Raw genomic sequence first — 22,019 nt, forward strand, 5'->3', positions numbered from 1 at the left:
AATCTATTGCTATTATTATTAGTTTAAAATCGATCTTTCTTAGCTTCTCTCGACTACGCTCAGGATAAACTCCTCGCCCAATATATTTCTTTATAAAAACACCTAATCGAGGTTTTGTCCGTGAAAAATTGACTACGAAAAACTCTTATTATGACTCTTATGAATATAAGCACTCATAATCATAAAATTACATATCTTTATCTCACACTCGATGCAAGCATCGGGGAATTCTAATGATTTAAATGAGAAAAATAATATTTAATATCGTAATAGTTATAGTAGTCTTTAGCTGTAATAGTAAAAGCAATAGCAATTACCAAAAGATTAAAGACATAGATAATGTAAAAAAAGGAAAAGTATTATTTATTGGTAAAGCAGATGATTTAGAAGCTTTTAATCATATCAATGTAATGAATTGGTCTTCGGCTTCACTTAATCATACAAACAGCATAACAGATAAAAAAGTGATAGGTGACTCTATTGTCATGGAGATCGATTCTATTATAGAACCCCAACAATTACTCTTAACTTCTTGGTCCAAAGATTCCAATTATCGTGCTGAATTTATTGGAAAACCAAATGATACAATAATTTTTGAGATTAAAAATAAGCGATTACGTATTAAGGGAGAAAAAGCAGATGAGCATAATTTTTATTCAAGTTTACGAGATTCTACTCCAAGATACATACATAATCCTTATAAGGGTAGTATCATGGAATATAAATCTAGAGTGGACTCTATTTACAGAAAACAAGTAGACTTTTTTAATAAATACGTAAAGAGGCATAATATCACATCTAAATCATTTATTGATTTTGTAGAGTCTAGTTTGAAATATTCGCACATGTATCAATTACTAACCCCAAATACAGAAAAAAGAGGGGACTCAGTTTACTTGAGTGGCCCAGACGAATTTTTTACAATTATTCAAAAAGAGTATGGCAGTAAAGAACGGTTGTTTGATCTTAAAGACTACATAGGAGATGTTACAATAGATGATTTTAAAGATGAGAGCCACTTAAATAGACTTTCTTTCAAATCTGCTTTAACAGTACTCATAAGAAATTACTTTGAGACTTCAGACCATCCAAGTTATTCCAAAGAAAAATTTTTGGCAGAAAAAGCTATTATAGAATATAATTTTGATGAAAAAATCCAGGAGTACGCAATCGCTTCTCTTATTACTGTTTATCATGATAGAGGCCTTGGGCACAGTAAACAAAGCGTTTCTTTTTTAAAAAATGAAATTCACCAATATGGTAAACAATATCCAGATTCAGAGTATACAAAGGAAATGGAAGATATTCTATTAGATTTAAATTCCTTCGAATTAAAACTTCCTGAATCAGCATTAAATACCAAATTACTCAGTAAATATGGGGATACTTTAACATTAGGCGAAATTTTTAACCGCTCCAATAAAAGGATAAGAGTTGTAAATTTTTGGGCGAGTTGGTGCCCTCCTTGTATTAGCGAAATACAAAAGACAAAGGATTTTAGAGATAAGCTATCCGTTGAAAATAACGTAGAGTGGATTTACCTATCAATAGATGAAGATGAAAAGAAATGGTTAGAAAAATCAAAAGAACTTGAAAGCTATCTTAATGTCCGTAATCAATATCTTGTTATGAATGGTAGTAAATCGCCACTAGGAAGAGATCTAAAAATCCATTGGATTCCAAGATATATAATTCTAAATAAACAAAATCAAATAGTATTAAATAACGCACCGCACCCTTCAGATAATGTTGCATTTAAAAAAATAATTGATAGCATTAAATAAAAGCATTAAGATAAATTTGAGAAAAGCTTTCCCATTTTACAAGCAACCCGATACCAAAGATTTTAGTCCCACTTGAGCTTCCTTCGACTACACTCAGGATAAACTCTTCGCCCAATATATTTCTTTATAAAAACAAAAACTGCTTCAAATTAATGAAACAGTTTTTGTATTGTGGTCCCACTTGGGCTCGAACCAAGGACCACCTGATTATGAGTCAGGTGCTCTAACCAACTGAGCTATGGGACCAATAAGGGTGCAATATTAACACATATTTTAATACTCTACAAGAAATTTACAGCAATTTACTCTGCAATGTCTTGGCACAATTCAATAAGAACGCCGTTTGTAGATTTAGGGTGTAAAAAAGCAATTAATTTATTGTCGGCTCCTTTTTTAGGAGATTCATGGATCATTTTAAAGCCTTCCTTTGTTAATCGTTTTATCTCTTTTTCTATATCATCTACAGCAAAAGCAATATGGTGGATGCCTTCTCCTTTTTTCGCTATAAATTTAGCTATAGGACTATTTTCATTTGTGGCCTGTAATAACTCAATTTTATTAGGTCCGCATTTAAAAAAAGATGTTTTAACTCCTTCGCTTTCTACGTCTTCAATTTTATAATGTTGTTCTCCAAATAATGAGGCAAATAACTGGTTTGAATCATCTATATCTTTTACAGCAATGCCTATATGTTCAATCTTTTTCATCTTTTAACCTTAAAACAGTATCTATTGATTATATATTATCAATTTTATAGTGCAAAAATACTATAATACTTAAATAACTTCTACTTTTGCAAAATGGAAAGTAATAGACAGAAAAAAATAGCGGGTATTCTTCAACAAGATTTGGTTGATGTTTTACAACGCGCTGCCTCATCTGGCGGTTTAAAAGGTGTTATTATTTCTGTATCTAAGGTTAGTGTTACGGTAGATCTATCTATCGCTAAAGTGTACCTCAGTATTTTTCCGAATAAAGAAGCAAAATCTTTATTAGAAGGTATTCGGTCTAACACACCGTTAATTAGACATGAATTAGCACAACGTACGCGTCATCAACTAAGGCGAATGCCTCATTTGGATTTTTACATCGATGATTCTCTAGAATATATAGATAATATTGAACGTTCTTTAAAAGGAGAAGATAATCCTATTAAAGATGAAGATCTACTAGGGAAACGTAAAAAATCTTAATTCTTACTTAAGGGTTTAATTTAGTAATAACATAATCCTTATTTTTATCGCTTAACGGTACTTATGAATGTTTCTTTATACATCGCTAAACGTTACCTATTTGCAAAAAGCAGCAATAATGCTATAAATATTATGTCTATAATTGCTTCGGGTGGAGTAATTGTTGCAGCTTCTGCACTTTTTATTGTATTATCTGGTTTTGCTGGTTTAAAGGATTTTAGTCTTCAGTTTTCTTCGTTTGCTGATCCTGATTTAAAACTATTGCCGTTAGAAGGAAAGTCTTTTATGTTTTCTGAAGACGATATGCTTTCGCTTAAGGCTATTGATGGTATAGAAGTTTATTCGCAAATCATTGAAGAACGCGTTGCGATTAGATCTGAAAATAAGAACCTTTTAGCAACACTTAAGGGTGTTGATCTTAATTTTTTAAAAGTAACACACCTCGATTCTATGGTTACATCTGGTTCTTGGATTATGCCAGAAAGCCATCAAGTTGTTGCTGGAGATGGTATTTCTAACAACCTGTCTTTCGGAGTTTTTGATGTTTTAAAACCCTTAACACTTTATGTTGCAAAGCCCGGAAAAGGTCAATTAAGTTCTGCTAGTGGAGCCTATAATTCTGTTAGTGTTACCAATGTTGGTATATTTAATATTAATGAAGCGCTTAATAAAGAATATATTTTTTCGGATATTTATTTAGCTAAAGATTTGTTGAATTATTCTGAAAATCAAATAAGTGCTCTTGAGCTTAAATTAAATTCTAATGCTAATGAAATTAGCGTTAGAGAACAGATAAATTCAATTTTTAAAAATAGATTTACGATTAAAAATAGAGCGCAGTTGAATGACGAACTTTATAAAATGTTAAATACCGAAAACCTTGCGGTTTATCTTATCTTTACTTTAGTAATAATAATTGCTTTATTTAATGTCATTGGAGCAATTATTATGATGATTCTAGACAAAAAGCAATCACTAAATACATTGTTTAGTTTAGGGGCGGAAGCTAAAACAATTAAACGCGTATTTTTTTTACAAGGCAGCTTAATGACTATTTTAAGCGGAGTCATTGGTGTCACTTTAGGCTTAGTTATTGTTCTACTTCAATCACGGTTTGATTTAGTAATGTTAACTCCAAGTCTTCCTTACCCTGTGAAATTTCAATTTATCAATATTATTGTCGTTTTGGCTACTATATTCTTTTTAGGCATTGTTGCTTCTCGAATTGCATCGCAGCGTATCACAAAAAATTTGATAATAAACAGTTAGTGTGTAAACTGATAGTCTGAAAATTTTTCTAAGACCTCATCAAAAGCAGCAAATACATCTTTAGAATCGTCGTTAGTGACCATTTTCATTCTATATTCTTTAAAATTTGGAATGCCCTTAAAATAATTGGTGTAATGTCTTCGAGTTTCAAAAACTCCAAGTTTTTCTCCTTTCCAATCAATTGACATCTGTAAATGGCGCCTAGCAGCATCTACACGTTCTGCTAAAGAAATAGGTCGGTGATACTCTCCGGTTTCAAAAAAGTGCTTTACTTGCTTAAAAAACCATGGATTACCAATCGTTGCTCTACCAATCATTGCTCCGTCTAAACCGTAACGATCTCTCATTTCCACTGCACGTTCAGGTGTATTAACATCTCCATTACCAAATACAGGAATATGCATTCTAGGATTGTTCTTTACTTCAGCAATAGGCTTCCAATCAGCATCTCCTTTATACATTTGCGCTCTTGTTCTACCATGTATAGCTATTGATTTGCAGCCTACATCTTGTAAACGCTCTGCAACCTCAACAATTTTAATTGAATTATGATCCCAACCTAAACGGGTTTTTACAGTTACTGGAAGATTAGTACGCTTTACCATCTCGGCAGTCAACTTTTCCATAAGACAGATGTCTTTTAAAATGCCTGCACCAGCACCTTTAGAAACAACTTTCTTAACAGGACAACCAAAATTAATATCTATAATATCTGGATTTGATTTTTCTACAATATCTATGGTTTGTAGCATACTTTCCATATTGGCGCCAAAAATTTGAATACCAACAGGTCGTTCTTTCTCATAGATGTCAAGTTTCATAACACTTTTTGCAGCATTACGAATTAAGCCTTCGCTAGATACAAACTCAGTATATACGACATCAGCGCCTTGTTCTTTGCACAATGCTCTAAACGGAGGATCACTGACATCTTCCATTGGCGCTAAAAGCAACGGAAAGTCTGGTAGTTCTATATTACCTATTTTAACCAAGTCTTAATTTTTGATGCGAAATTATTACTATTTTTTGAGTAATTTGCTTTCAAATATATTTTATATGAAAGGTGCTGTGCTATTTATATGTTTGATATTTGTTACAAATATCAATAATTCTTATTCACAAAATCAATCTATTACTAAATTTAAAATCCATAAAAGCAAAAACTATAAAGCCAAATTTTATTCCTTTAGATTCAGAAAATATTGAAACTGTTCTGGAGAGTCATGCAAAAACTTTATATCCACATGAAGCTAAGAAGAAATATAAAATAACTAGAATAAGTGATCATCCAAAATTTATCTTTAAAATAGATTATGACTTACTCTTAGACTATGGAGACGAGATGCATAAATCAGTTGCTTTTTTCTACAAAAAAGGCAAAAAACTCAGATATTATTCTTACTTAATGAAGGTCGATTTATTTGATGAATTTTATGAAGAAGCTATGTTTATTATAGATTCTATTGAAGACAGGTTCTAACTTTTAAAATTAGAACTTAACTTTTGTCTCAATAATTTTTTCTCCGCGTTTAATTGTAATTGCTGCTTCATCTCCATTATCAAAAACTGAAAGTGCTCGCATATAACTCATCATATTTGTCACAGTGCTATCGCCCAATTTTATAACAATATCGCCTTTTTGAAGGCCTGCGTTTGTGGCTGGCGTGTCTTCGCGTGTGCCATCGATACGCATCCCTTTTCCATCAAATAAATAATCGGGTACTACGCCTAAACCAACTTTAAATCTAGGGGTTTCTTCACTTTCGTTTTTTGTTTTTCTAAATGGTAGTTTTCCGTTATCGTTTAAATCATTAATAATATCAATAATATAATCTGAAATAAGATTCATTCCATCATAATTCAGCTTTTCAGAATCATCTCCCGGTTTATGGTAATCTTCGTGCTGTCCCGTAAAAAAATGCAATACCGGAATGTCAATTAAATAAAATGAGGTGTGGTCGCTTGGGCCTACTCCACTTTCATTTTCAATCAATTTAAATTTATCGTTATTTGACTTTAATGTTTGTTTAAATATAGGTGATGTTCCTGTTCCGTATACAGCTAAGGTGCTATCTAACTTCATACGACCAACCATATCCATGTTAATCATATAATTAATTGTTTCGCTATCAATTGTTGGGTTTTTTGAAAAATAATTAGACCCTAAAAGTCCCATCTCTTCACCAGAAAAAGCTATAAATAGATAGTTGTTGTTGTCCCATATTTCTGCTCCCTGTTTTTTTATTGATAACCGAGTTGCTATATCTAAAAGTACCGCAACTCCACTAGCATTATCATCAGCTCCATTATGAATAGCCTTGTCTTTTTCTCTATATAAAGAACCTTCGCCTCCAAATCCTAAATGATCGTAGTGAGCACCAATAACAATAGTCTGTTCTGCTCTGTTATCTAAATACCCAATAACATTATGTCCTGTAATAGTACTATCTGCATTAGTCGTAAATTCCACTTCTTTATGTGGATCTGTTTTGGGCTTAAAAGAAAATGTTTGAATAAAATCATTTGTTCCTTTAGGTTTTAATTCAATTTCCTTAAAGCGTTCTGCAATATAACTCGATGCTTTAATCTCTCCTTCTGTTCCCGTTTGTCGACCTTGCAATTTATCATCCGCTAAAAAAGAGACGTCTTTTTTAATCTCATTTTTATATACAAGCCTTCCTTCTATATGCTTATTGTCATTTTTGCAGGATAAGATTCCCACTAAAAGGAATAAAAACACAAATTTTTTCATCGCTATATATTACTTTTGAACAAAATTAGGCATTAAATACCATTTTTAAGAACTGCTTATTATGAACCACCAATCTATACTTTTAATTTTTACATTTTGTATCTCATTTTTATCTTGTAAAAACGAAGCGTCAAAAACGGAATCAAACGATTCTAATATTTCCACTGTTAAAGATTCTTTAATCTATCCTGAAGAAACTCATTTTAAATCTATAAAACAAGTAACCTTTGGTGGAGATAATGCAGAAGCTTACTGGAGTTTTGATGACAAACAATTAGTATTTCAGTCTAACAATACAGCTTGGAATGTAGGTTGTGATCAAATGTTTTTGATGAATGTTGACCAAACTTTTAGAGACAAAACTCCACCTATGATTAGTACAGGAAAAGGCCGTACTACATGCGCTTATTTCTTGCCAGATAACAAACATATTATATACGCTTCTACGCATTTAAAACAAGACGAATGCCCTGATACTCCTTTACGTAAAAACGGAAAATACATTTGGCCGATTTATGATAGTTACGACATATTTGTAGCCGATTTAGAAGGTAATATTGTTAAACAACTTACTGATGAAATTGGATATGATGCTGAACCCACAGTTTCACCAAAAGGAGATAAAATTGTGTTTACCTCAACAAGAAGTGGAGATTTAGAATTATATACTATGAATATTGATGGAAGCGACGTAAAACAAATCACCAACGAATTGGGTTACGATGGCGGAGCGTTCTTTTCTCCTGATGGTACAAAGCTTATTTTTAGATCGTCTCGCCCAAAGACAGAACAAGAAATTAAAGATTATAAAGATTTATTAGATCAAGGGTTAGTAGAGCCTACTGAGATGGAATTATATATATGTAATGCCGATGGAAGTGATCTAAGACGGCTTACAGATTTAGGAAATGCCAATTGGAGTCCGTTTTTTCATCCTTCGGGAGAAAAAATATTATTCTCTTCTAATTTTGAAGCTGAGCGTGGTTTTCCTTTCAATCTATATTTAATAGATATCGATGGAAAAAACCTAACACGAGTAACTCATGGAGAAACCTTTGATGCATTTCCTGTGTTTTCTAACGACGGAAAATATTTAGCATTTTCTTCTAACAGAAATAATGGTGGCGGAAGAGATACTAATCTATTTATTGCAGAATGGGTCGATTAAATATCAATCTGGATCTTTAATACGCTCGCGCTCTTCGGCATCTATATCTCTCTTGTTCTCATTTAGTTTGGTGTTACCAAACTTATAACTAAAACCTAGCGTAATAAATCGGTTATCTAAATCTGTAAACTGACGACTGTCTTGATTCAGGTAATTAACGCTTGTCGTAAAATCTTGTTCGTTAAATAAATCGCTTACCGTTAAAAATAGCGTGCCTTTATCTTTTAATATTCGTTTAGATATACTGAGATCAGACACTAGACGATCTTCTACAATGGTTAAACCTTGTAAATTTCTACTCCCGAAAACTAATAATAAAGAAAGGTTTAAACTATTATCTTCTAAGAACGAAATATTATTGACCAACTGACTATAATTTGCCCATTGATCTAGTTCCACAAAACCTTCTCCAAAATTTGCCTCTTCAGTGATGTTATAAAACGAGGTTACAAAATAGAGGTTCCATTTTTCAGTAGGATAAATATCAAAAGAAAAATCAAAACCAAAATCCACAGTTTTATCTAAATTAACTGGGCTAAATGCAATTATGTTTGTGGCATTATCCTGTCTTGGTAATTCATTAATCGCTCCGTCATAATTAATGTAATACGCTTCAATGGTAAAATGTTCTAAGAAATTTGTACCTACCACAAAATGATCTTTAAATGTGGGTTGTAAATTAGGGTTTCCTGTTACGACAGTGTTTTCATTTAAGAAAAAGGTAAACGGGTTTAAATTGGTAAAATTAGGTCTTGTAATGCTACGTTTATAATTGCCGTAAAGGCTAAAATTCTCTGTAATCTGATGCGATAAGCTAAAATTAGGAAACCATTCTAAAAAATCTTGAGTATTCGTTTGGTTTAGGGTTTCAGAAAATCCTTCAATATCGGTTTGCTCAGCTCTTAATCCTAAAACTAAATCCCATTTTTTCCATGATTTGTTATAATTAGCATACGCAGCAAATACGTTTTCATCATAATCAAACGTATTACTATTTGCTGTATTTAGAATTTCTGATCCATTAATAATGTCTAAGCGTGTTATGTCACTTTGCGTGTTAACACTAGAGTATTTAATACCTGCGTTAAACGTTGAAGATTCGCTTAATGGCACATTATAATCTACCTGACCTGTAACTATTTCTGTATCTTGGTTTGCTAATGTATTAAACTCTGATGTATTTGTAAATGTATTATTTATATCAAAGAAATTACTCAACACATTTTGATTTCGTTCATAATCATATGTGGTGAAATGCCCATTAATAGATAAACTACTGCCTTCTTTAAACTCATGTCTAAAATTAATATCTGAGCCAATATTTAATTTATCATCTCTAGATAAGTTGTCTGATGTAAAACGTGATAAAAAACTAGAGTTAGCCTCAAAAATATCTGTATTGTTTCTAATTTGATAATTAAAAAACGGAACATATAAACCTGTTGAAGTTAAACTCAATGTTGTTTTATCGTTAATAAAATAATCAAAATTAAAGTTCAGGTTATGTGTTTCGGAATCTGTATTTCTGTTAGCGTCAGAATTCCAAATTTGATCTATAGTATTATTTGTGTCTAAAAAGTTAACCGTATCTTCTTGAGATCTGTTAATCTTTTTGTTGGTATAGCTATAATTAACATTAAGGTTAATTTTATCATTTTTAAAATAATGACTTGTTGCCGCATTATATCTAGGAAATACTCCTTGCGTATAATTTGTTGCAATACTTCCTCGATATCCAGCAATTAAATTTTTACTCATTATAATATTAACTACTGAGCCACTATCGGCATCGAAACTCGCAGGAGGATTCGTAATTACCTCTACGGATTGTATGCTATTTGCAGGAGCGCTTTCTAAAAGCTGAATCAATTCGTCTGAAGTTAATTGTACTTTTCTATTATTAATATATATAACAGCAGGAGAACTCTTTATATTAATGCTTCCTTCCGAAACAATAATTCCTGGTGTGCTTTTTAAAACCTGAAGCGTTGTACCTTCTATTAAAGCCGTATTGGCAACGTTAAAAATAAGACGGTCTGGTTTTCTAGTAATTGTAGGGCGTTTTGCTGTAATCGTAATCTGGTCTAAAGCTTCAGAATCTTCTATGAGTTTTAGATCTTGTAAACTCAAGTTATCCGAAACAATAATAGATTTTTCAATCGTTTTATAACCTATAAAACTAATTTTTAAAAGATATTCTCCGGGTTCTATGGCATTTAAAACAAAGTTTCCGTTATCATCAGTGCTTGTGCCCTTTACAAAAGTAGCATTAGATGTGGTTTGTAATATAATATTAGCGTAAGAAATTGCTTGTTTACTTTCATCAACAACTTTTCCTGAAACAGAAAATTCTTGAGCAAAAGCAACAAAAGAAAACACAAAAAGAATTGCACTAAGGTAAAATCTCAATCGAGCTATCATTAGTTAGGTTTGGATTGCAATATAAAAATAGTTTTTAAATTCAATGTACGGTTTTTCCACAGTAATGGTCTATTCTTATCATTTTTGATAGGTTATAGCCTTAGAAAACAATTATATTTGCAAATTAAGATTGCCTTATAAAATTTAGATGAAACACATTAGAAATTTTTGCATTATAGCGCATATTGATCATGGAAAGAGCACACTTGCTGACCGCTTGTTAGATTATACGGGTGCGGTTACTGCTCGAGAAAAACAAGATCAGTTGCTAGATAGTATGGATTTAGAACGTGAGCGTGGTATTACCATTAAGTCTCATGCCATTCAGATGGAGTATACATTAGAAGGTCAAGATTATATACTAAACCTTATTGATACTCCTGGCCACGTAGATTTCTCTTATGAAGTATCTCGATCAATTGCAGCATGTGAAGGCGCGCTATTAATTGTGGATGCTGCTCAAAGCATACAAGCACAAACGATTTCTAATTTATATCTTGCTTTAGAAAATGACTTAGAGATCATTCCCATTCTTAACAAAGTAGATTTACCTAGTGCCAATCCAGAAGAAGTAACTGATGATATTGTCGATCTTTTAGGTTGCGACCCCGAAGAAGTCATTCATGCAAGTGGTAAAACGGGTTTTGGCGTAGATAATATTTTAAAAGCTATTATTGAACGTATTCCGGCTCCTCAAGGTGATGTTAATGCTCCTTTACAAGCTTTAATTTTTGATTCCGTTTACAATACGTTTAGAGGCATTGAAACTTACTTTAGAGTTTTTGATGGTGAAATTAAAAAAGGGCAAAAAATTAAATTTGTCGCTACCGATAAAGAATATTTTGCGGATGAGGTTGGAACTTTAAAATTAACTCAAGTTGCAAAAAAAAGTGTAAAAGCTGGTGACGTTGGGTATTTAATTACTGGTATTAAAACGGCTAAGGAAGTTAAAGTTGGTGATACTATTACGGATTTTGCCAAGCCAACAACAAATATTGTTGAAGGTTTTGAAGATGTAAAACCTATGGTTTTTGCAGGTATATATCCTGTAGATACTGAGGACTACGAAGAACTTAGAGCATCTATGGAAAAATTACAACTCAATGATGCCTCTTTGGTTTTTCAACCAGAAAGTTCTGCGGCATTAGGCTTTGGATTTCGTTGTGGATTCTTAGGGATGTTACACATGGAAATTATACAAGAGCGTTTAGAGCGCGAGTTTGATATGACCGTTATTACTACAGTTCCTAACGTATCATATCATGCCTACACTAATAAAGAACCTAATATTCCATTTATTGTTAATAATCCTAGTGACTTACCGGAGCCAACAACCGTAAATCGTGTTGAGGAACCTTATATAAAAGCCACTATTATTACCAAAGCCGATTTTGTTGGTAACGTAATGAGCTTGTGTATTGAGAAACGCGGAATGATTATAAATCAAACGTATTTAACTACCGAGCGTGTTGAGCTGATTTTTGAAATGCCGTTAGCGGAAATTGTTTTTGATTTTTACGACCGCTTAAAAACGGTTTCTAAGGGTTACGCCTCTTTCGATTATTCGCCTATTGGTTTAAAGGTTTCTAAATTGGTTCGGTTAGACGTATTATTAAACGCCCAACCTGTAGATGCGCTTTCTGCATTAATACATACTGATAACGCACAAAATATTGGTAAAAAGATGTGCGAAAAACTAAAAGAATTAATTCCTCGTCAACAGTTTGATATTCCTATTCAAGCGGCTATTGGAGCAAAGATTATTTCGCGCGAAACTGTAAAAGCACTTCGTAAAGATGTTACGGCTAAGTGTTATGGTGGTGATATTTCGCGTAAACGTAAACTTTTGGAAAAACAGAAAAAAGGTAAAAAACGTATGCGTCAAGTTGGTAATGTGGAAATACCTCAACAAGCGTTTATGGCTGTTTTAAAGTTGAATGATTAAAGGTTTAGTTAAACTTCTTCTATATCAAAAGGCTTTCCTAGATATACCAATTGCCAATTTTCACCTATAGAATCAACATCTTTATTGTAGGATGATATTATTGTCAATTCTCCTTTTTCATCTTTTATAAATAAAGGGATGATATCTTTATCTGAATTGGTAATCCTTATTAAGCTTTCGTAATGTGTTTTATCTTTCAGAGTTATTTCTTGAATGCTTGGATATTTTTTAGCGACATTACTTAAGGTGTTAAAATCATCCGTGTGCGAAAACAAACCCTCTTTAGGATTATTTTTATCATCTTTCATTTCTTCTATCGACACCAACCTAAATGATCCGTTTTCACCAAACTGACTACTAAACTTGTTTATGGCATATTTATTAATCTCAGAATTTCCTGTTAATGCCATTAAATAACCAACATGATTAAGTTCTATATTGTCTTTTAAATTATCTGAATAAATGTTAGTGGTCAACGCTTCTAGGCCTAATTCCCCTGCTTTTTCTATATTATCCTTGTTGCTATCTATAAGTACCACATGTCTTCCATGAGATTCTAGATAATGTCCTAATAAGCGTGATACTTTTGAAGCCCCAACAATTAAAATCCCATCAGATGTCTTTAAAAACACTCCAACTATTTTGGCAAAAAAGCGTGCTGTGGTAGCGTTTAATAAAACGGTACCTAAAACAATCATAAACACCATTGGCGTAATATATTCTGCCCCTTCTACTCCTTGTTTTATAAGCTTGCTTCCAAAAAGTGAAGCAATACCCGCGGCAACAATACCTCTTGGTCCCACCCAGCTGATAAATAGTTTTTCGTTTTGTTTTAATCCCGATTTATGAGTACTAGCAAAAACCGCTAATGGTCTTATAATTAAGACCACAATTAAAAATAGTACTGCGGTTTTCCAATTATATAATAAGAGTAAGTCGTCAATATTAATATTAGCTGCTAGTAAAATAAATAGGATAGAAATAAGTAAAACACTGAGAGATTCTTTAAAATAAAGGAGTTCTTTAATGTTTTCAAGCTTACCGTTTCCTAAAACCATTCCCATAACCACAACCGCTAATAAGCCAGATTCGTGAGCAAATATTTCGGACTCCACAAACACTAATAGTACCACTGATAACGATACCACATTCAATAAATAATGAGGTATTAATTTTTTATTAATTGCAAAAGCAAGACCATGGGCAAATGTAAACCCGAAGGTTGTTCCAAATAATAGAATTTTACCGAACTCTATGAATGCTGTTTTGGTAAAACCACTATCACCTTCTACGCTAATAAATTCAAAAACAAGAACGGCAACTAATGCCCCAATGGGGTCAATAAGAATGCCTTCCCATTTTAAAACTGCAGATATATCCTTTTTTAAAGGAATGTTCCTTAAAATAGGGGTAATTACTGTCGGTCCTGTAACTATAATTAATCCAGAAAATAAAAATGAAAGTTCCCAACTTAAATTAAATAAAAGATGTGCTACAATACCTGCACCGAAAAAGGTAATTGCAGAACCAACGGTAATGAGTTTGGTTATTACTGGTCCTACATTTTTTATTTCGTTTCGTTTTAAGGTAAGCCCTCCTTCAAAAAGAATAATACTAATTGCTAAAGAGACAAAATAGTACAAACTCTCTCCTGGAAATAATCCTTTCTCTCCATTCCAAATGGGTTCTATCCATTTGGTACCATCTTCAGACAAAAATTCTGCTGCAATTGGCCCAACCAATAAACCAATTAATATTAACGGTAAAATAGCGGGGATTTTAAAACGCCAAGCCACCCATTGCGCTAAAATGCCTAAAATAATAATGCCTGCTAATTCTAACATACTTCGTTTTTTGTGAAAATAATAAATAATTATAAAACCTATTGGCCTTTAATAGTTTCATTCGCTTTGTATTTTAAAAAAATGTTGTCTTCGACACTTATTTTAAAACCTTTTTTTTGCAATGTCTATTACGCCTTCTCGAACCATTGGAATTGGTGTTATGTTTCCTCTCAACATTAAGACTCTTGGTTTTGTAGCCTCAAGATTAGCTTTAGCTTTAAAAGCTAAACTCATTCTTTTTCATATGCTTATTAATAAAGCTTTATGATACAAATCATAGATTTAAATTCAAATTTCTCAAAAATTAAACTATTTCATATATTACATGATTTTAGAACTGTGAAGCGACCTATTGACATTTTATATTCAAAATCTCAATATTTTGTAAACACCTTTAGTTAAATAAATGGAAATTACACCAAAAAAAGGTTTTAAAGGTTTAATTGAAAATTGGAGGAGTGATTTAATTGCAGCGGTAAGTGTCTCACTTATTGCTTTACCTCTTTCATTAGGAATTGCTTTGGCAGCAGGTGCACCAGCTATGTCAGGTATCCTTTCGGCAATAATTGGTGGTGTTGTAACAACTCTTTATCGAGGTGGTCACATATCAGTCAATGGACCTGCTAAAGGAGTTATTGCAGTTATACTTTTAGGCATTGCATTGATGGATGATGGTTCTGGGCAAGCATTTAATTATGTGTTGGCAGCGGTGGTTATTTCTGGTGCAATTCAAGTAGTATTGGGATTATTAAAATTAGGTCGATTAGCGGATATATTCCATTCTTCTGTGATTCATGGTATTTTGGCGGCCATAGGAATTATCATCTTTGCAAAACAAATCCATGTTGCCTTAGGTACGCATTCTGATAGTCCTAGTATCATACAAAACCTTGTTGATGCAGTTCTATTTCTACCTCAAGCTAATCCTTTTGTGGTAATTATTGCTTTGGTAGGCTTACTTCTATTATTGTTTCATTCCAAAATCAGTTATAAAGTCTTTCATATCTTGCCCACACCAATGTGGGTCATTGCTCTTTCTATTCCGTTTGTTTATATTTTCAATTTCTTTGATCAGCATACGCTTTCATTCTTTGGAAGAGCTTATGAGGTAGGCCCCCATCTGCTGCTAGATATTCCAGATAATATTATGGATTCAATAATGCATCCGAATTTTGGTAAAATTAATACAATAGAATTCTGGACAACCGTAGTGTCTATTTTAATCATAACGAGCATTGAATCCTTAGCCATTGCGAAAGCTGTTGACAAAATTGATCCTTATAAACGAAAGACCGATTTGAATAAGGATTTAACAGGTATTGGACTAAGTACGATAGCTGCTGGTATGATTGGAGGTTTACCAATTATTGCTGTGATTATTCGAAGTACGGTTAATATTCATAATGGGGCAAAGACAAAGTGGTCCAATATGTATCAAGGCCTTTTATTATTACTTTTTATTGTGGTATTGAGCCCAATAATGAGGCAAGTACCGTTATGTGCTTTTGCCATTTTACTAATTTACACTGGGTTTAAATTAGCATCGCCTGCTGTCTTTAAACAAATTTATAATCAAGGCATCGAGCAATTAATATTTTTTGTTGGCACTATGGTTTTAACGCTTTACACTAATTTATTAATTGGATTACTTGGAGGGTTATTATTAGCAATGTTTAGTCATATGCTATTGGCGAAGGTATCCATACCTCAATTTTTTAAAATGGTTTATCGTTCGGGTTCAAATTTGGTTGCAAAATCAGATGGCAGTTACGATATAAAGATTAAAGGGATTGCCAATTTTTTAGGCATCTTAAAAATCGATAAAATGGTGGCTCAAATTCCTTCTGGAGCAGATGTTAACATTGATTTATCAGAAACAAGATTGGTAGGGATTACCTATATGGATTATATAGTGGATTACCTAAAAATGCAAAAAAATACGGGTGGTAACGTCATTATTAAAGGACTGGATTCGCATGTTTCATCCTCTACTTATAATAGAGCTTTAAAAATTGCTTTAAATAATCAGGTAGTAAAACTATCATCAAGGCAAACTCGATTACAAAATTTAGCCAATGAAAAAGATTATCAATACACGAGTCGAGTAGATTGGAATACCGCGGATTTGAAAAAATTTCACTTTTTTGAAATTAGACCTATTGAGCGTAAATCAAATTGCCTTAAAGGAACTTTTAAAGATTTAGATATGCCTTGGGAAATTGCGGATATAACTTTTAGTGAAGGTGCAGCTTTTACAGCAGAAACATTTAATACTACACTAATGGTTATAAAGTTACCTAAAAAAATACCTGTTTTTACAATGGAAAAAGAAGGCTTATTTGACAAGATAATTGATCGTGTAAAATCATATACGGGTTACAAAGATATTGATTTTGAAATGTATCCTGATTTTTCTAATAAATTTCTCATTTTAGGAAATAATGAAAACGAAATTAGATCCTTTTTTACAGACGAAATTATTCGCTTTTTCGAAAATCATCAAATTTATCATATAGAAAGTAATGGCGAGGCACTGGTCATTTTTGATAAAATCAAATTAGCAAGGACAGATGAAACGATAGCATTTATAGATTACGGCAAAGAACTTGCCACAATCCTAGATATTAAGGATTAGGGATTTAGAAATAAATACAAAATTAAAAAACGGTGCCTAACCATAGGTTTTTTTTAGAACTCGGAAAATCCTGTTGGTAATAGATTGGTATGGCTTTTGGGCTAAATATTAGGCTTATGCTAATAATTTAACGGAATAACGTTATTATCCTCTAACCCCAACAGCAGTCCCTTTATTTTTTTTGGTTTTATCTACTTTGCCATTTTTATTAACATAGTCTCTAATTTTACCACTAATAACATTTAATAAAGGTGCATTATCTGAAAGGTTTAAAGGTACCCTTATTTCCAGTATATTATGAATATCATAGTCTTTTTTTCTAAAATTAGCCTCTAATCTTTCTTGCATTTTTTCTGGAATCTCTTCTAGGTTTTTTACTTTAAACCCTTTAATAATTCGTCTTAAGTTAGTGCTACATTTTTCATCTCTTCTATCTGAATATTCATAGACATACTCATAAACAACTAAAAAATCATCGGGTGCTATAGAGACCTCATGAGCAATAATTTTGGTATTATCCTCGCCTGCTTGAAACCGTTTTTTAAATACCTCTAAGGCTTTACTTTTTCTTTTGTAATCTTTTACGTTTCTAAGCGAATAATTAATCTCATAATCGGTTTGTTGGGTTGGGCAACCCCAATGTTTGTCTGTTTTTATATCTTTTACCAAAACATATACCGGGCCACTTTTGGATTGTGAGTGCATATAAAAACACATTCCGACAAAAAGAAGTAATAAACTGTTTTTATTCATTTTTAGTAGGTTTATTTAATTTGAAAAAAGTCATTAAGTATTTTTTGATCAGAAAATATACTTATCTCATCATTAAAATTATTTACCATTATAATCTTCTCAAATATCTCTTTACTATTATTTTCTAATATTCCGTTACTAGATATCGATTTAGAAATTAGAATTTCTTCAACCCCTAAAACATTGTTAGTAGTTGTTTCTTGACTTTGTATTGCCCAAATCAATTTAGATTGTGTTTTATTAAAAATTAAGTGCCTATAGTTTTTACTAATTCCAATTCCATAGGCATCTGTGCTGAGGGTTTTAAAAGGAGGGTTTTCTAATTTCGAACAAAAAAAAGCGCTTTTTTTACCTCTATACTCTAAGACTGAAAGTTGAGCAGGGAACACTATAGATTTTTTAGACGAAATTAATTTGATTGTGTTATTTTCAACAATCCAATTACCAGTAGATATAGTTATAGTAGGTGTTTTTGTATTATCATATGTGTCTCTTAAATCCTCAAAATAATGTTTATTATTTAACGTGTCTTCATCATAATAATTGTTTTGAATAGCAACAGCTAAATGATCTGAAAAGAAAGCTTTAAAAGGATCTTTAGAATATAGATTATTGGGTTTTAGTCTTGATGTATACCCTTTATTTATACTATTGAATAGTTTTATATAAAGTTCAGATTGTTCTCTTAAATTATTGAGTTCTGTAGTATAGTTTTCAAAATTTTTGTCTATATCCAAATACGACTTTGATTTAGAACTGTTATGAACTCTATAAAACTCACCATTAGGTTTAAAATATGTTATTAGGTTTGGCGATTCTTTAATTACATTATATTCTGTATAAAAACTAGACAATATTTCAGTTATTTTTTCATCTTCTCCTATTTTTATTCCATCAAGTTTGTCAATAGATTCTAATTTATTATCCTTCTTCTTAGTATTATTTACTTCAGGCTCAGTGTCATTATTGTTAATTGTTGCCTTTATAATCTTTTTTGGCGGTTTAGCAGATGGTATTTTTTCAAAAGCACTTAATACTTCTTCCTGTAATGTTTCTGAAATTGGTAATGGTTTTAAATCATAAGTGGTATGATTATTAATATCAAAATCTGTTTTAGGTTCATAAGGATCCTTCTTTCTAAATTTTTGATAAGCTTTCTGTATTTTTTTTGGGTTTAGCAATAAACTTTTTAATTTATTTTCTTTATAAGTTACTATCTCAGATATATTTCCCTCTTCGTTATATATAATAACAGTGCCATTCCCATCAATCAGATTTCCATCGTCAATTAGATTCCCTTCTTTATCGAAAGCAACTACACCCCTATTGATTGAAGTTCGACTTCCTTTTTTATCAGTTATTGTTTTATATTCTATAGCTTGTCTTAACTGTCCATTTTTATAATATAAATTTCTTATACCTTGTATCTGATCTAGCTTTAATATTGTCTCTGTAGATTTTTTACCATTTTCATAAAAATCAATAACTGTTACTTCATTATCATCATTAGAGAGTAATCGATAAAGCTTTCCATTTTCGTTATAAAGAGACCAAGTCCCAATACGTTTAAACTTCCCATATTCTTCAATTAACATCTTGCCATTACTTTTGATATTTTTATTAGGATGATACGTTTGGGTTTCGTAAATATTATTAGAAGTCAACTTTCTTACAAAAAGTAGCTCCTCACTTTTTTTATAAAAAGCAATACTCTCCGACAAAACACCTCTTTCGAAAATAGATTTTTCATACAAATCGCCAGTATCTGGATAATATTCTTTCCATAAACCATGACGAAAATCGTTTTTTAAAAACCCTTCTTTTAAAAGCTCCCAATTATCATCATATACCATCATATAGTCATCTTCAACATATTCTCTAGCTATGCCTTTAGATTCAGAATAGGGTAATACCGCGACAAATTCTCGCTTTTTTTCTGGACTTAGCTTATAAAAATTATTTAGCAATTTTTCTTTAACTCGGTTTATTACAGAGCTTCTTTTCTCATTAGACTGAGAAATTGTAGTTTTAAGTTTACCTAACCCTTCAACACTGCCCTTTTTATCAATTATAAAATTGGCGCTCTCTATAATACTTGATTCTATTACAGATAAATCATTGTGTGTTTTTAGTACTTTAATATTATCTTTCTCTTTTATTGCGGATTCAAACGTGGTATAAGTAGCTCTCATCTCATCTACTTTAGTCTTAATGTTACTACTATTATCTTTAATTGCTTGTGCTTTTTTTTGTTTTGCCGCTTGTAATAAACCTGCTCCAATGGCTAAAGCACCACCACCTATACCAACCGCTGTGAGTCCGTCTATAGATTCAATGAGTCCAGAAGCCATAATGCTTTCTGTTACATTTAATACGTTTAATGCTGCATTATCACTCCCAGAAAATAATTGTGTAAGCTCAGAACTTAATTCATCACCCAATTTATCTACTGACTGATTATATTCTGCTATTTCTCTGTTTTGCTGATTGATAAAATCTTGGCCATCTTTTAAACGCTTTTCTTCTGCTAGTCTTTGTTTTTCTGCTCTTTCATTGGCTTCGCGCTGACGTTTCTGGTAAATACTCTCTGAAGGCAATCTTGTCTCTTGCGGCTTTTGTTCTGAGGTATTTAGACTCGTAGCTGTGTTTTGTGTATTACTTTCTGTTGTATTTAAGTTTTCGCTTTGCGCTATAGTATTATCATTATTTATTGGTTCTCCTGACTCGGATTGTTTTGCTCTTAATTCGTCTAAAAACGCATTAATATCTTCACCGCATTTTAAATCTCTTGGTCTGGCCGAGCCAAATTCTCTACGATGATCAGCATTAAAAGCTAATCTTATACTTTTTACTTCAAGAGAAGCATTATTCGCAGTATTTTCATATAGGTTTTCTGTAGTGTATGTGCTACCTGCTTTTAATGTTATTGCTCCTGTAGAACGTTCATTACTCCACTTAAGCTTTATAAATACATCAAAATTCGAAAGGTTCTCTATTTCCATTTTATAAAGAACTTCATCACCTGTCTCGCCTAGACCATAATAATCTTTTACATAATAGTTGTAACTTAAAAAGTTAAATGGGGTATTATTATTGCCATCTACTAGTGTCCATTGCTTTGGTGCTGGCGATGAGTCATCACCATCCCTACCTAGTTCATAATCTATAGACATTTCAAAAGAACAACCAGATTGGCTATACGTTGCAGTAAATAAACCTAATAGTAGTACTAATAATGTGTAATGTTTTTTCATTATAAATTTATTGTTAGTGTTATTTTTTATGTAATGTGTACAATCCTTAATAAACGTTTAAAGCGGTATAGAAACTTCAACGATTTCAATACCCTCATTCTCATTTTGCACTCTTTTTTTAAAGCCTTCATATACTTTATCAAACACCGCTTTACGTTCTGTTTGAATGTCTCTGTTAATGAATTTTTTGTTGATATATAATTCCGTGTATCCTTCCCAGTCTAGAGTTTCTTTTTGTAAAATAGTGTCTAAAGTTTCTTTACTTACTTCAAAGCCCATAATATCATTAATACAGGCAATTCTAAATTTTTTAGCTCTATAGGTCATTCTGGTTTCAGCATAATCTGACCAAGTCCAATTATCGCTTTGTTTTTTGACAACATTAGGTTGATAGAATACTTTACTGAAATATGCTTTATTGGCGCTTTTATCTTTAAAATAATAAAAACCATAGACCCCATTAGTTGTTAGAGGTGGTAAACCGTAATCGCTATTTTTAGTTGCATTACAACCCCATACTCTAACTGCTAGGTCAAAACCGCCTCGGGCTCTAGCTTCATCTAGGGCTATTTGTTCGGCTTCTTCACGAGTATTCGCTAATCCCCAACCATAGATATTAGGATTACCACGCTGCACCACATAAGCAGCACAACCTCCTTTAAACCACATAACGGTGTGGCAGTTATCACCACCATTTTTTTCGCACTCACTTATAGCGCGCTTATTAGCCTCACTTTGCGAATTATAATTTATAGCCCAACCGTATTGGTCGCCATTTCGTTGGTCTATAGCTAAACTACCATAATTGCCTTCTTGAGCAGTAGCTAAAAATAGATTTGACAATAAAATGATACTTAGCAGGTGGTTTAAGTATTGAGTAGTCTTTAAGGTTAGGGTTTTAATAGTTTCCATATATATAGGGTTAGTTTTTTATGGGTAAAGCAATTGGTTTTAACAACACTTAACAATACCTAATATTGGGTATGTATTTAATAGCGAAG

At 32.1% G+C, this 22,019-nt stretch carries 16 protein-coding genes and 1 tRNA gene; 8 read left to right on the forward strand and 9 right to left on the reverse strand.

What is annotated here, in order from left to right; genetic code table 11:
* The first annotated feature begins 242 nt into the window (after positions 1-242).
* Positions 243-1,784, forward strand: a complete 1,542-nt coding sequence (locus K8Z87_RS02320) for a TlpA family protein disulfide reductase (protein WP_227475860.1) — start codon at positions 243-245, stop codon at positions 1,782-1,784.
* Positions 1,785-1,956: 172 nt separating this feature from the next.
* On the opposite strand, the gene K8Z87_RS02325 is transcribed toward K8Z87_RS02320, so the two are convergent.
* Both K8Z87_RS02325 and mce read right to left on the reverse strand, forming a co-directional pair.
* Positions 1,957-2,030 (reverse strand) — tRNA-Ile (locus K8Z87_RS02325).
* A 56-nt stretch (positions 2,031-2,086) separates the two neighbouring features.
* Entirely contained in the window at positions 2,087-2,491 is a 405-nt protein-coding gene (gene mce / locus K8Z87_RS02330) for a methylmalonyl-CoA epimerase (RefSeq protein ID WP_227475861.1), read from the reverse strand.
* Between the two features lie 93 nt (positions 2,492-2,584).
* Here mce and rbfA point away from each other — a divergent pair, with 93 nt between their 5' ends.
* On the forward strand, positions 2,585-2,977 hold the full coding sequence (gene rbfA / locus K8Z87_RS02335) for a 30S ribosome-binding factor RbfA (RefSeq protein WP_227475862.1): 393 nt from the start codon (positions 2,585-2,587) through the stop codon (positions 2,975-2,977).
* Positions 2,978-3,040: 63 nt separating this feature from the next.
* On the forward strand, positions 3,041-4,246 hold the full coding sequence (locus tag K8Z87_RS02340; protein ID WP_227475863.1) for an ABC transporter permease: 1,206 nt from the start codon (positions 3,041-3,043) through the stop codon (positions 4,244-4,246).
* On the opposite strand, the gene dusB is transcribed toward K8Z87_RS02340, so the two are convergent.
* On the reverse strand, positions 4,243-5,238 hold the full coding sequence (gene dusB / locus K8Z87_RS02345; RefSeq protein ID WP_227475864.1) for a tRNA dihydrouridine synthase DusB: 996 nt from the start codon (positions 5,236-5,238) through the stop codon (positions 4,243-4,245). The two genes, K8Z87_RS02340 and dusB, sit on opposite strands and share 4 nt — an antisense overlap.
* A 98-nt stretch (positions 5,239-5,336) precedes the next feature.
* Here dusB and K8Z87_RS02350 point away from each other — a divergent pair, with 98 nt between their 5' ends.
* Positions 5,337-5,726 carry a hypothetical protein gene (locus tag K8Z87_RS02350; RefSeq protein WP_227475865.1) on the forward strand — a complete coding sequence of 130 codons (390 nt, stop codon included), beginning with the start codon at positions 5,337-5,339 and terminating at the stop codon, positions 5,724-5,726.
* Between the two features lie 9 nt (positions 5,727-5,735).
* Here the strand turns inward: K8Z87_RS02350 and K8Z87_RS02355 are convergent, their stop codons facing one another.
* Entirely contained in the window at positions 5,736-6,998 is a 1,263-nt protein-coding gene (locus K8Z87_RS02355) for a M28 family peptidase (RefSeq protein WP_227475866.1), read from the reverse strand.
* A 61-nt stretch (positions 6,999-7,059) separates the two neighbouring features.
* Between K8Z87_RS02355 and K8Z87_RS02360 the strand changes: the two genes are divergently transcribed.
* Positions 7,060-8,166: a TolB family protein gene (locus K8Z87_RS02360; protein ID WP_227475867.1), complete on the forward strand. Its 1,107-nt coding sequence runs from the start codon at positions 7,060-7,062 to the stop codon at positions 8,164-8,166.
* A 3-nt stretch (positions 8,167-8,169) separates the two neighbouring features.
* Here K8Z87_RS02360 and K8Z87_RS02365 read toward each other — a convergent pair whose 3' ends face one another.
* Positions 8,170-10,575 carry a TonB-dependent receptor domain-containing protein gene (locus K8Z87_RS02365; protein ID WP_227475868.1) on the reverse strand — a complete coding sequence of 802 codons (2,406 nt, stop codon included), beginning with the start codon at positions 10,573-10,575 and terminating at the stop codon, positions 8,170-8,172.
* A gap of 160 nt (positions 10,576-10,735) precedes the next feature.
* Between K8Z87_RS02365 and lepA the strand changes: the two genes are divergently transcribed.
* Positions 10,736-12,532, forward strand: coding sequence for a translation elongation factor 4 (lepA, locus tag K8Z87_RS02370; protein WP_227475869.1), 1,797 nt, complete (start codon positions 10,736-10,738; stop codon positions 12,530-12,532).
* A gap of 8 nt (positions 12,533-12,540) precedes the next feature.
* On the opposite strand, the gene K8Z87_RS02375 is transcribed toward lepA, so the two are convergent.
* Entirely contained in the window at positions 12,541-14,376 is a 1,836-nt protein-coding gene (locus K8Z87_RS02375; RefSeq protein WP_227475870.1) for a cation:proton antiporter, read from the reverse strand.
* 121 nt (positions 14,377-14,497) lie between these two features.
* Between K8Z87_RS02375 and K8Z87_RS02380 the strand changes: the two genes are divergently transcribed.
* Together K8Z87_RS02380 and K8Z87_RS02385 are read left to right on the forward strand one after the other, a co-directional pair.
* Positions 14,498-14,644, forward strand: coding sequence for a hypothetical protein (locus K8Z87_RS02380; protein ID WP_227475871.1), 147 nt, complete (start codon positions 14,498-14,500; stop codon positions 14,642-14,644).
* 138 nt (positions 14,645-14,782) lie between these two features.
* Positions 14,783-17,011, forward strand: a complete 2,229-nt coding sequence (locus K8Z87_RS02385) for a SulP family inorganic anion transporter (protein WP_227475872.1) — start codon at positions 14,783-14,785, stop codon at positions 17,009-17,011.
* A 144-nt stretch (positions 17,012-17,155) separates the two neighbouring features.
* Here the strand turns inward: K8Z87_RS02385 and K8Z87_RS02390 are convergent, their stop codons facing one another.
* Genes K8Z87_RS02390 through K8Z87_RS02400 form a run of 3 tightly spaced genes read right to left on the reverse strand, consistent with a single transcriptional unit; the run spans position 17,156 to position 21,861 of the window.
* Positions 17,156-17,764, reverse strand: coding sequence for a hypothetical protein (locus tag K8Z87_RS02390; RefSeq protein WP_227475873.1), 609 nt, complete (start codon positions 17,762-17,764; stop codon positions 17,156-17,158).
* Positions 17,765-17,775: 11 nt separating this feature from the next.
* A complete protein-coding gene (locus K8Z87_RS02395; RefSeq protein ID WP_227475874.1) occupies positions 17,776-21,018 on the reverse strand; it encodes a toxin-antitoxin system YwqK family antitoxin in 3,243 nt (1,080 codons plus the stop codon).
* A gap of 57 nt (positions 21,019-21,075) precedes the next feature.
* Positions 21,076-21,861, reverse strand: coding sequence for a DUF4189 domain-containing protein (locus K8Z87_RS02400; protein WP_227475875.1), 786 nt, complete (start codon positions 21,859-21,861; stop codon positions 21,076-21,078).
* Positions 21,862-22,019: the final 158 nt, after the last annotated feature.

This window comes from Winogradskyella immobilis (assembly GCF_021887715.1).
GTDB lineage: Bacteria > Bacteroidota > Bacteroidia > Flavobacteriales > Flavobacteriaceae > Winogradskyella > Winogradskyella immobilis.

Coding starts and splice junctions, on each gene's coding strand:
- K8Z87_RS02320 (WP_227475860.1), top strand. CDS start 243: ATGAGAAAAATAATATTTAATATCGTAATAGTTATAGTAGTCTTTAGC.
- mce (WP_227475861.1), bottom strand. CDS start 2,491: ATGAAAAAGATTGAACATATAGGCATTGCTGTAAAAGATATAGATGAT.
- rbfA (WP_227475862.1), top strand. CDS start 2,585: ATGGAAAGTAATAGACAGAAAAAAATAGCGGGTATTCTTCAACAAGAT.
- K8Z87_RS02340 (WP_227475863.1), top strand. CDS start 3,041: ATGAATGTTTCTTTATACATCGCTAAACGTTACCTATTTGCAAAAAGC.
- K8Z87_RS02355 (WP_227475866.1), bottom strand. CDS start 6,998: ATGAAAAAATTTGTGTTTTTATTCCTTTTAGTGGGAATCTTATCCTGC.
- K8Z87_RS02360 (WP_227475867.1), top strand. CDS start 7,060: ATGAACCACCAATCTATACTTTTAATTTTTACATTTTGTATCTCATTT.
- lepA (WP_227475869.1), top strand. CDS start 10,736: ATGAAACACATTAGAAATTTTTGCATTATAGCGCATATTGATCATGGA.
- K8Z87_RS02375 (WP_227475870.1), bottom strand. CDS start 14,376: ATGTTAGAATTAGCAGGCATTATTATTTTAGGCATTTTAGCGCAATGG.
- K8Z87_RS02380 (WP_227475871.1), top strand. CDS start 14,498: ATGTCTATTACGCCTTCTCGAACCATTGGAATTGGTGTTATGTTTCCT.
- K8Z87_RS02385 (WP_227475872.1), top strand. CDS start 14,783: ATGGAAATTACACCAAAAAAAGGTTTTAAAGGTTTAATTGAAAATTGG.
- K8Z87_RS02390 (WP_227475873.1), bottom strand. CDS start 17,764: ATGAATAAAAACAGTTTATTACTTCTTTTTGTCGGAATGTGTTTTTAT.
- K8Z87_RS02395 (WP_227475874.1), bottom strand. CDS start 21,018: ATGAAAAAACATTACACATTATTAGTACTACTATTAGGTTTATTTACT.